The organism is Streptoverticillium reticulum (assembly GCF_047456005.1).
Taxonomy (GTDB): domain Bacteria; phylum Actinomycetota; class Actinomycetes; order Streptomycetales; family Streptomycetaceae; genus Streptomyces; species Streptomyces reticulum.
Map to the genome: position 1 here is coordinate 6103081 of NZ_CP179755.1, position 11856 is coordinate 6114936.

At 73.8% G+C, this 11856-nt stretch carries 11 protein-coding genes and 2 pseudogenes; 10 read left to right on the forward strand and 3 right to left on the reverse strand.

Going from position 1 to position 11856, the window contains the following annotated elements; genetic code table 11:
- Window positions 1-75 precede the first annotated feature (75 nt).
- The gene (locus ACMATS_RS28115) at window positions 76-1872 is read right to left on the reverse strand and encodes an AMP-dependent synthetase/ligase (protein ID WP_414169488.1); all 1797 of its coding nucleotides are present in this window, start codon (window positions 1870-1872) and stop codon (window positions 76-78) included.
- A 270-nt stretch (window positions 1873-2142) separates the two neighbouring features.
- Here ACMATS_RS28115 and ACMATS_RS28120 point away from each other — a divergent pair, with 270 nt between their 5' ends.
- From ACMATS_RS28120 to ACMATS_RS28150, 7 genes and pseudogenes are all read left to right on the forward strand, one after another.
- Complete coding sequence (locus tag ACMATS_RS28120; protein WP_391152900.1) at window positions 2143-2904, forward strand: metallophosphoesterase family protein; 762 nt, start codon at window positions 2143-2145, stop codon at window positions 2902-2904.
- Window positions 2905-2974: 70 nt separating this feature from the next.
- The gene (locus ACMATS_RS28125; protein ID WP_390777639.1) at window positions 2975-3421 is read left to right on the forward strand and encodes an SRPBCC family protein; all 447 of its coding nucleotides are present in this window, start codon (window positions 2975-2977) and stop codon (window positions 3419-3421) included.
- Between the two features lie 57 nt (window positions 3422-3478).
- Window positions 3479-4390 (forward strand): annotated as a pseudogene (locus ACMATS_RS28130) (ArsA family ATPase); the annotation flags it as partial.
- Window positions 4391-4933: 543 nt separating this feature from the next.
- Window positions 4934-5284 (forward strand): annotated as a pseudogene (locus ACMATS_RS28135) (ArsA family ATPase); the annotation flags it as partial.
- A gap of 56 nt (window positions 5285-5340) precedes the next feature.
- On the forward strand, window positions 5341-5757 hold the full coding sequence (locus tag ACMATS_RS28140; RefSeq protein WP_390777637.1) for a DUF5304 domain-containing protein: 417 nt from the start codon (window positions 5341-5343) through the stop codon (window positions 5755-5757).
- A 56-nt stretch (window positions 5758-5813) separates the two neighbouring features.
- Window positions 5814-6755 carry an ROK family glucokinase gene (locus ACMATS_RS28145; protein WP_390777636.1) on the forward strand — a complete coding sequence of 314 codons (942 nt, stop codon included), beginning with the start codon at window positions 5814-5816 and terminating at the stop codon, window positions 6753-6755.
- A 24-nt stretch (window positions 6756-6779) separates the two neighbouring features.
- Complete coding sequence (locus ACMATS_RS28150; protein ID WP_414169489.1) at window positions 6780-7529, forward strand: endonuclease/exonuclease/phosphatase family protein; 750 nt, start codon at window positions 6780-6782, stop codon at window positions 7527-7529.
- Between the two features lie 188 nt (window positions 7530-7717).
- Here ACMATS_RS28150 and ACMATS_RS28155 read toward each other — a convergent pair whose 3' ends face one another.
- Together ACMATS_RS28155 and ACMATS_RS28160 are read right to left on the reverse strand one after the other, a co-directional pair.
- Window positions 7718-8266 carry a hypothetical protein gene (locus ACMATS_RS28155; protein ID WP_414169490.1) on the reverse strand — a complete coding sequence of 183 codons (549 nt, stop codon included), beginning with the start codon at window positions 8264-8266 and terminating at the stop codon, window positions 7718-7720.
- Window positions 8259-9038, reverse strand: a complete 780-nt coding sequence (locus tag ACMATS_RS28160) for an alpha/beta hydrolase (RefSeq protein ID WP_414169491.1) — start codon at window positions 9036-9038, stop codon at window positions 8259-8261. The genes ACMATS_RS28155 and ACMATS_RS28160 overlap by 8 nt, the downstream gene beginning before the upstream one ends.
- A gap of 123 nt (window positions 9039-9161) precedes the next feature.
- Between ACMATS_RS28160 and ACMATS_RS28165 the strand changes: the two genes are divergently transcribed.
- The 3 genes from ACMATS_RS28165 to ACMATS_RS28175 are packed head-to-tail and all read left to right on the forward strand — an operon-like array spanning window position 9162 to window position 11830.
- Window positions 9162-9911 (forward strand): lysophospholipid acyltransferase family protein, encoded by a 750-nt coding sequence (locus ACMATS_RS28165; RefSeq protein WP_390777632.1) that lies wholly within the window; start codon window positions 9162-9164, stop codon window positions 9909-9911.
- A 27-nt stretch (window positions 9912-9938) separates the two neighbouring features.
- Complete coding sequence (gene macS, locus ACMATS_RS28170; protein ID WP_390777631.1) at window positions 9939-11162, forward strand: MacS family sensor histidine kinase; 1224 nt, start codon at window positions 9939-9941, stop codon at window positions 11160-11162.
- Window positions 11159-11830: a response regulator gene (locus ACMATS_RS28175; protein ID WP_414169492.1), complete on the forward strand. Its 672-nt coding sequence runs from the start codon at window positions 11159-11161 to the stop codon at window positions 11828-11830. The genes macS and ACMATS_RS28175 overlap by 4 nt, the downstream gene beginning before the upstream one ends.
- Window positions 11831-11856 lie beyond the last annotated feature (26 nt).

An 11856-nucleotide genomic window follows, 5' to 3' on the forward strand; every position in this document is an offset into this window, starting at 1 on the left:
GGGTGAACGGGTAAGGGGCTCGCGCCATGGCGCGAGCCCCTTACCCGTTCACCGAAACCGGTTCGCCGAAGCGTTTCAGCCGTTGTAGATGGCCTCGATCTCGTCGGCGAAGTCCTTCGCCACGACGTTGCGCTTGAGCTTCAGCGACGGCGTCACATGCCCGGACGCCTCCGTGAACTGGCCCGGCAGGATGCGGAACTTGCGCACCGACTCCGCCTTGGAGACGGCCGCGTTGCCGTCGTCCACCGCCTTCTGCACGTCCGCCATCAGCTCGGGGTCCGTGGCCAGTTCGGCCGGCGTCGTCCCGGCCGGCTTGCCGTGCCCGGACAGCCAGCGCGGCAGGAAGTCCTCGTCCAGGGTGATCAGCGCGCCGACGAACGGCCGCCCGTCGCCGACGACCATGCACTCCGCGATCAGCGCGTGCGCCCGGATGCGGTCCTCGATCACCGCCGGGGCGACGTTCTTGCCGCCCGCCGTGACGATGATCTCCTTCTTCCGGCCGGTGATCGTGAGGTACCCGTCCTCGTCGAGCGTGCCCAGGTCGCCGGTGTGGAACCAGCCGTCGGAGAGCGCGTCCGCGGTGGCCGACTCGTTGTTCCAGTAGCCGGTGAAGAGGTGCTCGCCGTGCAGCAGCACCTCGCCGTCGTCCGCGATGCGCACCACGGAGCCGGGCAGCGGCTGGCCGACGGTGCCGATCCGCGGCTTGTCCCACGGGTTGAAGGCGGTCGCCGCGCAGGACTCGGTCAGCCCGTAGCCCTCCAGGACGGTGAAGCCGATGCCGCGGTAGAAGTGGCCGAGGCGCTCGCCCAGCGGGGCGCCGCCGGAGATCGCGTGGGTGGCCCGGCCGCCCAGCACCGCGCGCAGCTTGCCGTAGACGAGCCGGTCGAAGACCTTGTGCTTGATCCGCAGGCCGAAGGACGGGCCCTGCGGGGTGTCCAGGGCGCGGCTGTAGGCGATCGCGGTCTCCGCCGCCTTGTCGAAGATCTTGCCCTTGCCGTCCGCCTGGGCCTTGGCGCGGGCCCCGTTGTAGACCTTCTCGAAGACCCGGGGGACGCCCAGCATCAGCGTCGGCCGGAAGCCGGCCAGGTCGTCGGTGAGGCTCTTGATGTCGCCGACCATGCCCAGCTTGATGGGGGCCAGGACCGCGGCGATCTCGACGAGGCGGCCGAAGACGTGGGCCGCGGGCAGGAAGAGGAGGACGGAGGCGTCGTCCGCGGTGAACAGCGGCTTGAGCCGCTCCACCGCGTTGCCGCACTCGGCGAAGAAGCTGCGGTGGGAGAGCACGCAGCCCTTGGGGCGGCCGGTGGTGCCCGAGGTGTAGACGATGGTCGCGACGGAGTCCGCGGTGGCCAGTGCCGAGCGCTCGTCCACCTCCTCGTCCGTCAGCCCCTGCCCGGCGGCGCGCAGCCGTTCGACGCCGTCCTGCTCGATCTGCCAGAGGTGGGCGAGGTCGGGCAGCCGGTCCCGCACGGACTCGACGGACGCCTCGTGCGCCGGGGTCTCCACGATGCAGGCGACCGCACCGGAGTCGCCGAGGATCCACTGGATCTGCTCCGGCGAGCTGGTCTCGTAGACCGGCACCGTGACGGCGCCCGCGCTCCAGATGGCGAAGTCCAGCAGCGCCCACTCGTAGCGGGTGCGCGAGAGCAGGCCGACCCGGTCGCCCGGCCGCACGCCCGAGGCCATCAGGCCCTTGGCCGTCGCGCGGACCTCCGCGAGGAACGCGGCGGCCGTCACGTCCTCCCAGCGCCCGTCGACCTTGCGCCCTATGACGGCGATGTCAGGGTGCTGCGCGGCGTTCCGGCGGATGAGATCCGTCAGGTTGCCGTCCGCGGGGACCTCGTACAGGGCCGGAAGGCTGAACTCGCGCAAGACTGCTGCTCCTCGTCGGGCGCCGGCGCCGCCGCGTCGTCGAGGGGCGCGTCGTCGGCTGCGGTCCATGATCAGGCAGATGGGGGGTAGTGGACTGCCCGGACGTTACCCACCAGTACAGCTTTCGAATAGGGGGTCGTGCTCAGATGTTCTCTGCGTCACATGCCACGGGACTGCGGGCAAAACCCTAGCTCCTCCGCTGGGTGACCCGGAAGTAACCGCAGGTCGGGGCCCTTCCGGGACGGGCCTCGCGGATTTAGGGTGATCGCCATGCGAGTCCATGTGGTCAGCGATGTGCACGGCAACGCCGAGGGTCTGGCCCGGGCCGGCGACGGTGCCGACGCCCTGCTCTGCCTGGGCGACCTCGTCCTCTTCCTCGATTACGCCGATCACTCGCGCGGCATCTTCCCCGACCTCTTCGGGGTCGAGAACGCCGACCGGATCGTCGAGCTGCGCACCCAGGGCCGCTTCGCGGAGGCCCGGGAGCTGGGCCGGCGACTGTGGGACGGGATGGACCGCGACGCCGCGATCGAGACCGCGGTGCGCAAGCAGTACGCCGAGCTCTTCGCCGCCTTCCCCGAGCCGACCTACGCCACCTTCGGCAACGTCGACATCCCCCGCCTGTGGCCCGAGTACGCCCGCCCGGGCACCCGGGTCCTCGACGGCGAGCGCGTCGAGATCGGCGGCCTGGTCTTCGGCTTCGTCGGCGGCGGCCTGCAGTCGCCCATGCGCACCCCCTACGAGATCGACGACGAGACCTACGCGGCCAAGCTCGCCGCCCTCGGCGACGTCGACGTGCTCTGCTCGCACATCCCGCCCGACGTGCCCGAGCTCTGCTACGACACCGTGGCCCGCCGCTTCGAACGCGGCAGCGCGGCCCTGCTGGAGACGATCCGCGCCGTGCGCCCCCGGTATGCCCTTTTCGGCCATGTTCACCAGCCGCTGGCGCGCCGGATGCGCATCGGCGCGACCGAGTGCGTCAATGTCGGGCACTTCGCCTCGACCGGAACACCCTGGGTGCTGGAATGGTGACACGGCGCGGGATGTAGCCTTCAGCGGCAGACATTTCGAGGCGGCGGACCGGTACGGAGGAGCCAGGCAGATGGCGGAGAACACCAAGTCGAGCATCACGATCGAAGCGGCCCCGGACCGGGTCATGGCGGTGATCTCCGACTTCGACCGCTACCCGGACTGGACCGGCGAGGTCAAGCTGGCCGAGGTGCTGGAGAAGGACGAGCAGGGCCGCGCCTCGCAGCTGCGCCTGGTCCTGGACGCGGGCGCGATCAAGGACGACCACGTGCTGGCCTACAGCTGGCCCTCGCCGGACGTGGTCAAGTGGTCGCTGGTCAAGTCCCAGATGCTGCGCCAGCTCGACGGCTCGTACAGCCTGAAGCCGGTCGCCGGCGGCACGGCCACCGAGGTGACCTACGAGCTCACCGTCGACGTCAAGATCCCGATGCTGGGGATGATCAAGCGCAAGGCGGAGAAGGTCATCATCGACCGCGCGCTGGACGGTCTGAAGAAGCGCGTCGAGAGCGGCGCCGTCTGACGCGGCTCCGCCGCGGGCGGACCCCCGCCCCCTGAACCACGCACCCGGAGGCTCTTCTTGCGCACGGTCCTCGTCACCGGTCCCGGCGGCGGGGGCCGCACCACCGCGGCCGCGGCCGCCGCGCTCGCGGCAGCCCGGCAGGGCCGGCGCGTGCTGCTGCTCAGCTGTGACCGGGGCCCCGGCCCCGACGCGGTGCTCGGCAGGACGCTGCCCGCGGACGGCGGGGCCGGCGGCCCCTGGACGCCGCCCGTCGAGGCGGCCCCCGGAATGTGGGCCGCCCGCGTCGCCACCGACGGGCACTTCCGCGCCGTCGCCCGCGACCTCCAGGACCGCGGCGCCTCCCTCTTCGACCTGCTGGGCGCCGCCCCGCTGGACGCCGACGAACTCACCGAGGTGCCCGGCGCCGAGCCGCTCGCCGTCCTCGCCGCCCTGCGCGCCGCCCACGCCGACGGCCGCTGGGACCTCGTCGTCGCCGACATGCCGCCCGTGCACGAGACCGTGCGGCTGCTCGCCCTGCCCGAGCAGCTGCGGCGCTACCTGCGCCGCCTGCTGCCGCCCGAACGCCAGGCGGCCCGCGCCCTGCGCCCCATGCTGGCCCAGCTCGCCGGGGTGCCGATGCCGGCCGCCCGGCTGTACGAGACGGCCGAGCGGTGGCAGCGGGAACTCGCCGCCGTCCAGGCCGTGTTCGAGTCCGCCGCCACGACCGTCCGCCTCGTGGCCGAGCCGCTGCCGGCCGCCGTCGAGACCCTGCGCGCGGCCCGCGCCGGCCTCGCCCTCCAGGGCTGCCGCGTCGACGCCCTGATCCTCAACCGCCTGCTGCCGGACGACTCCGCCGACCCCTGGCTGGCGGGCCTCGCCGCCGAGCAGCGCCTTGCGGGCAAGGCGCTGCGGGAGGACGTCACGGCCGACGCCGTGCCCGTCTGCGAACTGCCCCACCTGGGGCGCAGTCCGCGGGGCACGGAGGACCTGACGGAACTGGCCCTGCGGGCCGCAGCGCGGGGCGGCGCGGACGAGTACGGGGCCGGTGCCGCGGCGGCGGTGCGGGGAACGGCCCCGCTGGGCGCCGGTGAGACGCCGGCCGGGGCCGCCCCGGGCGCGGGTGCGGCTGCCGGTGGCCGGCGGGGGCCGGGCGTCGGGCCGGACGCGGCCGCCGGGTGTGGTGACGGTCCGGCGGACGCTGCCAGGACGCCTGACGGAGCCGGTGTTCCGGATGCCGGTACGGGCGGGGGCGGCGGTGCGGCTGCGCCTGTCGGCGGCCGGGGTGCCGGTGGTGCTGCCACACAGGGGACCTGTGACGATGCGGCTGCGGCTGTCGGCGGCCGGTCCGTTCCCGGAACCGGTGCAAGCGGCGGTGCCGGGTGGGGCACGGGGGCCGACGGGTCGACCGACGCCGGTGCACCGGCCGGCGTGGGGCTCGATGCCGGCACCGGCGCTTCCTCCGGTGCCGCGCCGGGCTCCGGCCGCAGCGCGCCTGCCGGGTACGCCCCCCGGTCCGGTGCCGGGCACGGCGCACCGGCCGGGCGCACCGGCTCCTCCGGTGCCGGGCTCCTCCTCGGCCTCGGCGCAGCCGGCCCGGCAGCCGGCCCCGCAGGGGAGCGGCGCCCCGACCCCTGGTGCGTCGAGGACCGGCTGAAGGACGACGGCATGCTCGTCTGGCGGCTCCCCCTGCCCGGCGCGGAGCGCGACGCGCTCGGGCTGGTGCGGCGCGGGGACGAACTCGTCGTCGCCGTCGGGTCGTTCCGGCGGGTGCTGCCGCTGCCCTCCGCGCTGCGCCGGTGCAGCGTCGCGGGGGCGGGGCTGCAGGACGGGGCGCTGTGCGTGCGCTTCATACCCGACCCGGACCTCTGGCCCAGGACCTCGTAACGGCGCTACCCCGTTCGGGTAACGTCGGAGGAAATACCGGCCGCAGGAGTTCCGACATGAGCGATGCCACCCAGCGCCCCGGCGAGGCGCCCGACCCCGACGCCTGGGAGCGGGCCTGCGCGGAGGACCTCGCCGCCGAGCGGGCCCGCCGCCGGGGGCAGGAACCCGGCAGCGCGGCCGAGGAGCTGCGCAAGCTGGTGGACGCCGTCGCCGACAAGGTCTCCGAGATCCGGCTGCCCGCCGTGCAGCACGTCGTCGAGGCCGCACGGGCGGCCGTCGAGCCCGTCGTCGAGCGCAACCCCGAGGTCTTCGACCACCTGGCCGCCGCCGGCTCCGAGCTGCTGGCCGCCTACCGTGCCGCGGTCGCCGGCCACGAGCGCCGCTGGACCCGCGACGAACCGTCCTCCCGGCCGTCCGGACAGGGCCCGGACGGGGCCGCCGGGAGCGGAAGCGAACGCATCGATCTGGACTGACGAGCGCTCCGGTACGGTTGGTCGCGGCGGGGTTAGAGCTACTGACTGAGGGACACATGGGACTCACCATCGGCGTCGACATCGGCGGCACGAAGATCGCGGCCGGCGTGGTCGACGAAGAGGGCACGATCCTCGCCACGTGCAAGGTGCCGACCCCCCCGACCCCGGAAGGTGTCATCGACGCCATCGCCGATGCGGTGCGCACCGTCAGCGAGGGCTTCGAGGTCGAGGCCGTCGGCATCGGCGCCGCGGGCTACGTGGACGACAAGCGCGCCACGGTGCTCTTCGCCCCGAACATCAACTGGCGCCACGAGGCGCTCAAGGACAAGGTCGAGCAGCGCGTAGGCCTCCCGGTCGTCGTCGAGAACGACGCCAACGCCGCCGCCTGGGGCGAGTACCGCTTCGGCGCGGGCCAGGGCCACGACGACGTCATCTGCATCACGCTGGGCACCGGCCTCGGCGGCGGCATCATCATCGGCAACAAGCTGCGCCGCGGCCGCTTCGGCGTGGCAGCGGAGTTCGGCCACATCCGGGTCGTCCCGGACGGCCTGCTGTGCGGCTGCGGCAGCCAGGGCTGCTGGGAGCAGTACGCCTCCGGCCGCGCCCTCGTCCGCTACGCCAGGCAGCGCGCCCAGGCCACCCCGGGCAACGCGGAGTTCCTCCTCGGCCTGGGCGACGGCACCCCCGAGGGCATCGAGGGCAAGCACATCAGCCTGGCCGCCCGGCAGGGCGACCCGGTGGCCGTCGACTCCTTCCGCGAGCTGGCCCGCTGGGTCGGCTCCGGACTCGCCGACCTGGCCTCGCTCTTCGACCCCTCGGCGTTCATCGTCGGCGGCGGGCTCTCGGACGAGGGCGACCTCGTCCTCGACCCGATCCGCAAGTCCTTCCGCCGCTGGCTGGTGGGTGGACAGTGGCGCCCGCACGCCCAGGTGCTCGCCGCCCAGCTCGGCGGCAAGGCAGGTCTCGTCGGCGCCGCCGACCTGGCCCGGCAGGGCTGACCCACCCCACCCAGCGGAGGCGCCATGCTCGCGGATCTGCCGGCCTCGACGTCCGCCCCGGACGCGTCGGTCGTCCGCGTGCTGAGCTACAACATCCGCTCCATGCGCGACGACGTGGCGGCACTGGCCCGGGTCATCCGGGCCTGTGCCGCCGACGTCGTCTGCGTCCAGGAGGCCCCGCGCTTCTTCCGCTGGCGCAAGGCGGCGGCCCGGCTCGCCCACGAGTCCGGCCTGGTCTACGTCACCGGGGGCGCCACCGCCTCGGGGCCGATGATCCTGTCCTCGCTGCGCGCCCACGTCGAGCACACGGAGGACGTGCTCCTGCCGCGCACCCCCGGCCTGCACCAGCGGGGCTTCGCCACCGCGGTGCTGCGCTTCGGGCAGGCGCGGCTGGGCGTGCTCAGCTGTCACCTGAGCATCAACGAGCGCGAGCGGTACACCCAAGGGGGCCTGCTGCTGGAGCAGTTGGGCGCGCTGGACGTGCCGTACGCCGTCGCGGCGGGCGATCTGAACGACCGCCCGGACGGCAGGACCTTCGGCCGGCTGGCGGCCGTCCTGCAGGACGGCTGGGCCACCGCGCCCTGGGGGCGGGAGCACACGACGCGGCTCGGCGACCCTCTTCAGCGGATCGACGCGGTGTTCGCCACCACGGGCGTGAAGGTGCTGGGGTGCGGGGTCCCGATGGGGCTGCCGGGCGTTACGGAGCCGGATCTGCGGGCCGCCACCGATCATTTGCCGGTGCTGGCTGCGGTGCGGGTGCCGGTCGCCCCGTAAGGGGCGCGGGGAACTGCGCGACCAGCCACCGCCGGGCCGCAGTCGACGCACCACCCCAGGGGTCCGGGGCGCAGCACCTGGGGGTACCCCCAGCGGTAGCTGGGGGAGTACTTCGGCTGCGGGCACGTCGTGGTTGCTCGCGCAGTTCCCCGCGCCCCTACGGGGCGCAGGTTACGGGGCGCACCCCCTCAGACGACGGCACCCCGCCCCGGGTCGTCGTCATCGTCCCCGTCGCTGTCGCGCATGCGCAGCACCAGCGTCGCGAAGCCGCCCAGGAAGCCGCCCACCCCCAGCGTGGTGATCCACCACGTCAACTCCTGCCTCAGCAGCACCATCACGAGCAGCAGCAGCGGGCCGCCCAGCACGGCGATCCAAGCGAACCGCGATGTCACGTCGCCGGTCGGCAGCGGCGGCGGCTCCGGCGGGACGAAGTGGCCCTCTTCCTCCTGCTCGGCGGCCGCCGGGGCGGACGGCGTCGTCCAGTCGCGCGGGCCGACCCCGGGCGCGTAGACGATGAAGCTCCCCGGCCGCTCCGGCTGCTCGGGCCGTTCCGGCTCCGGCTTCGGCGCCGTCCCCTCCGCGGGGGCGTTCTCGCCGCCCGTGGCGGGCCAGAGGCCCTTCTCCGGGTCGGGCTGTTCGCCGTAGGCGGCGACGAGCTGCTGCCACGCCGCCTCCTCGTCCAGCGGGTCGCGGCTCTCGTCGCGGTCGCGGTCGCGGCCCGCGTCACGCTCAGCCACGGCCGGCCGCCCCCTCCCCGGCGGCGGCACCGGTGAGCCGGCCGATGAACGCGTACGACTCGTCGAAGATCGTCTCGGCGTCGTGGTCCAGCGTGGCCACGTGGTAGCTGCGCTCCAGCAGCCGCTCGGTGACGTCGCGGGAGGAGACCCGGGAGAGGATGCGCGCCGAGTCGGCGGGCGGCACCACGTGGTCCGCGGGGCTGTGCATCAGCAGCAACGGCTGGGTGACCTGCGGCAGTTCGGAGTCCAGGCGCTGCAGGAAGCGGCGGAAGGAGTGCGCGGCGTGCAGCGGCACCCGGTCGTAGCCGGTCTCCGTGGCGCCGTCCTTGGCGATGTCGTTCGCGATGCCCTTGGTCGTCCGCACCAGGTGCCGCACCACCGGCAGGGCCTTGGCCGCCAGGCCGTGCACCTTGTTCGCCGGGTTCACCACGCAGACGCCCGAGACCGCGTTCCCGTGCTGGGCGGCCAGCCGCAGCGCCAGCGCGCCGCCCATGGACAGGCCGAAGACGAAGACCTGCGCACAGCGCTCGCGCAGCCGCCACAGCTCGCGGTCGACCTCCGCGTACCAGTCCTGCCAGCCCGTGATCTGCATGTCCTGCCAGCGGGTGCCGTGGCCCGGCAGCAGCGGAAGGGCGACACTCAGGCCCCGTTCGGCGAGATAATCGGCCCAGGGGCGGACGGACTGCGGGGAGCCGGTGAAGCCGTGACACACAAGGACGCCGACCTCTCCGCCGTCATGGCGGAAGGGCTCGGCTCCGGGGAGGAGCAGCACCGGATTCTCCGATCGCAGGCGGCAGGGATGCCGCGGGAAAGGGGTCGGTCCTCAGCGTACGCGGAGCGTCGCACGGCGGGTAGGCAGGTTAAGGTCTCCTCGTCACACACAGGAGGTTCTCGGTTGTTCTACGGCGCAATGAAGCTGTCCATCGGCGGGTCGCTGAAGCTTGCCTTCCGGCCGTGGGTGGAGGGGCTGGAGAACGTACCGGCCGAGGGCCCCGCGATCCTGGCCAGCAACCACCTGTCCTTCTCGGACTCCTTCTTCCTGCCCGCGGTCCTCGACCGCAAGATCACGTTCATCGCGAAGCAGGAGTACTTCACCTCTCCCGGAGTCAAGGGAAAGCTGACGGCGGCCTTCTTCAAGGGCGTCGGCCAGCTCCCGGTCGACCGCTCGGGCGCCCGCGGCGCCGGCGAGGCCGCGATCAAGAGCGGCATCGAGGTGCTGGAGCGCGGTGAGCTCTTCGGCATCTACCCGGAGGGCACCCGCTCCCCGGACGGCCGCCTCTACCGCGGCAAGCCGGGCGGCCTCGCCCGGGTCGCGCTGGCCACCGGGGCCCCGGTGCTCCCGGTCGCGATGATCGACACGGAGAAGATCCAGCCGCCCGGCAAGGTCGTGCCGAAGCTGATGCGGCCCGGCATCCGGATCGGCAAGCCGCTGGACTTCAGCCGCTACCACGGCATGGACGGCGACCGCTTCATCCTCCGCTCGGTGACCGACGAGGTCATGTACGAGATCATGAAGCTCTCCGGCCAGGAGTACGTCGACATCTACGCGACCGCCGCCAAGCGGCAGATCGCGGACGAGGCGAAGCGCAAGGCCGAGGAGGAGAAGGCGGCCAAGGCCGCCGGCCTGGAGAAGACGGACGAGTAGCACGAGCGGCGGGGGCGAGGGCGGGGGATGGCGCAGCGCACCGGGCGTCCGCGCAGGGTGCGGATGTCCGTCGAGCTCCCGCTGTGGCGGGCGGTCACCGGCTACCGCATCCTGACCCTCGGCTACGCCCTCGGGCTGTTCTGCCTGAGCTACCGCCACTACGCGCACCCGCTCGGCGCCGCCGCCTACATGGCGGCGCTCACCCTCTGGATGCTGCTGACCTGGAACAAGGTCACCGCGCCCGAGCGCTGCACCCGGTCCTTCCTGATCGCCGACCTGGGCGTCGCCCTCACCGGCATCCTGCTCACCGCCGTCGTCGACTCCCCGGCCCGGATCGACAACGGCGCGGCCACGCTGCCGAGCGTCTGGGCGGGCGGCGCGGTGCTGGGCCTGGCCATCAAGGGCGGCTGGCGCTGGGCCGCCGTCGGCTCCACGCTGGTGGCCGCCGCCAACCTCGTCGAGCGCGGCTACTTCGCCCGCGACACCGTCCACAACGTGCTGCTGGTCTGGATCTCCAGCATCGCCGTCGGCTACATCGTCGAGGTCGCCCGCGCCAGTGAGCGCACCCTCGCCCGCGCCCTGCGGATCGAGGCGGCCACCCGCGAACGCGAACGGCTGGCCCGGGACATCCACGACAGCGTGCTGCAGGTGCTGGCCATGGTGCAGCGCCGCGGCGCCGCCCTCGGCGGCGAGGCCGCGGAGCTGGGCCGGATGGCCGGCGAGCAGGAGATCGCCCTGCGCACCCTGGTGGCCGGCGGCCTGCTGCCGCCGCAGCGCTCGGCCGGGCAGCCGGCCGACGACGCCGAGTTCGCCGGGACCGTTCCCGAGGCCCCGGCCGGCCCCTGCGACCTGCGGGCGCTGCTGGCCCCGTACGCCGGGCCCGCCGTCTCCGTCGCGGCGCCCGGCACGCCCGTGCTGCTGGAGGCGGCCGCGGCGGCGGAGCTGGCGGCCGCCGTCGGTGCCGCCCTGGACAATGTCGCCCAGCACGCGGGCCCGGAGGCGCGGGCCTGGATCCTGCTGGAGGACGAACCGGACGAATTGGTCGTCACCGTGCGGGACGACGGCCCGGGCATCGCCGAGGGACGCCTGGCGGACGCGGAGCGGGAGGGGCGCATGGGCGTGGCCCTCTCCATCCGCGGCCGGCTGCGGGACCTGGGCGGCAGCGCCGTGGTGGAGTCCGTGCCCGGTCAGGGCACCGAGGTCGAGCTGAGAGTTCCGCGGAGCTCACGGGGGAGTGGAGTCACAGGATGAGCACGGCACCTGCGGTGAAGGTCATGGTGGTCGACGACCACCCCATGTGGCGCGACGCGGTCGCGCGCGACCTGGCGGCCGCCGGGTACGAGATCGTCGCCACCGCGGGCGACGGCCCGCAGGCGGTGCGCCGGGCGAAGGCCGCGGCGCCCGACGTCCTGGTCCTCGACCTCAACCTGCCGGGCCTGCCCGGGGTGGCCGTCTGCAAGGAGCTCGTCGGCGAGAACCCCGCCCTGCGGGTCCTCGTCCTCTCCGCCAGCGGCGAGCACGCCGACGTCCTGGAGGCCGTGAAGTCCGGGGCCACCGGCTATCTGCTGAAGTCCGCCAGCACGGAGGAACTGCTCGACGCCGTGCGCCGCACGTCCACGGGCGACGCGGTCTTCACCCCGGGCCTGGCCGGCCTGGTGCTCGGCGAGTACCGCAGGCTGGCCGCCGGCCCCGCCCCCACCGCGCCCGACGAGCCCGCGGTCCCGAGCCTCACCGACCGCGAGACCGAGGTCCTGCGCCTCGTCGCCAAGGGGCTCTCGTACAAGCAGATCGCCGAGCGGCTGGTTATTTCCCACCGCACGGTGCAGAACCATGTTCAGAACACCTTGGGCAAGCTCCAGCTGCACAACCGCGTGGAGCTCGTCCGTTACGCGATCGAGCGAGGTCTCGACGACGCCTGACGCCGCCTGCGGCCGGGCGTCACCCG

What these genes read in the sequence shown, in the direction of transcription:
- ACMATS_RS28120 (WP_391152900.1), top strand. Translation starts at nt 2,143, where the DNA reads ATGCGAGTCCATGTGGTCAGCGATGTGCACGGCAACGCCGAGGGTCTG.
- ACMATS_RS28125 (WP_390777639.1), top strand. Translation starts at nt 2,975, where the DNA reads ATGGCGGAGAACACCAAGTCGAGCATCACGATCGAAGCGGCCCCGGAC.
- ACMATS_RS28140 (WP_390777637.1), top strand. Translation starts at nt 5,341, where the DNA reads ATGAGCGATGCCACCCAGCGCCCCGGCGAGGCGCCCGACCCCGACGCC.
- ACMATS_RS28145 (WP_390777636.1), top strand. Translation starts at nt 5,814, where the DNA reads ATGGGACTCACCATCGGCGTCGACATCGGCGGCACGAAGATCGCGGCC.
- ACMATS_RS28150 (WP_414169489.1), top strand. Translation starts at nt 6,780, where the DNA reads ATGCTCGCGGATCTGCCGGCCTCGACGTCCGCCCCGGACGCGTCGGTC.
- macS (WP_390777631.1), top strand. Translation starts at nt 9,939, where the DNA reads ATGGCGCAGCGCACCGGGCGTCCGCGCAGGGTGCGGATGTCCGTCGAG.
- ACMATS_RS28175 (WP_414169492.1), top strand. Translation starts at nt 11,159, where the DNA reads ATGAGCACGGCACCTGCGGTGAAGGTCATGGTGGTCGACGACCACCCC.